The organism is Campylobacter concisus, assembly GCF_002912895.1.
In the GTDB taxonomy this organism is placed as follows: Bacteria; Campylobacterota; Campylobacteria; order Campylobacterales; family Campylobacteraceae; genus Campylobacter_A; species Campylobacter_A concisus_G.
In genome coordinates this window covers 1-511 of the sequence record NZ_POZX01000068.1, presented here as the reverse complement: position 1 = coordinate 511, position 511 = coordinate 1, and the positions used below count along the sequence as shown (strand labels likewise).

Annotated in this window: 1 pseudogene; it reads left to right on the top strand. The window is 58.5% G+C overall.

From position 1 onward, the window contains the following. Positions 1-275 (top strand): annotated as a pseudogene (locus CYP51_RS10220) (acetyl-CoA carboxylase, carboxyltransferase subunit beta); the annotation flags it as partial. Positions 276-511 lie beyond the last annotated feature (236 nt).

The window sequence follows — 511 nt, the reverse complement described above, 5'->3', positions numbered from 1 at the left end:
TTATATCCGTGCTCACCGACCCGCCCATGGGCGGCGTTTCTGCCAGCTTTGCCTTTTTGGGCGACGTGGTGCTGGCCGAGCCGAACGCGCTAGTGGGCTTTGCCGGCCCGCGCGTGATTGAGCAGACCGTGCGCGAAAAACTGCCCGAAGGCTTCCAGCGCGCCGAATTCCTGCTGGAGAAAGGCGCCATCGACCAAATTGTGGACCGCCGCGAAATGAAAGCGCGCATCGCCAAACTTATCCGCCTGCTGCGCAACCAGCCGGTGGAGGCTTAGTTGGGAGAGATACGAAGCAACAGGCCGGAGCAATACGGCCTGTTTTGCCGTTTTTGGGGAGGCTACCTGCAACTAGAAAGCTGTTTTCAGGTAGCCTCCCATCAAGCCGCCTGCCTCCGATATAATCCCATCCGTTGTGTGCCGAGGAATGGGCGTGCTTGAGCAACAGTGTAGGCTGCAGGTACGTTGATCAGGCCATGCCTTCGTTTGATGCCAATGCAGCCTTGGCCTTATAC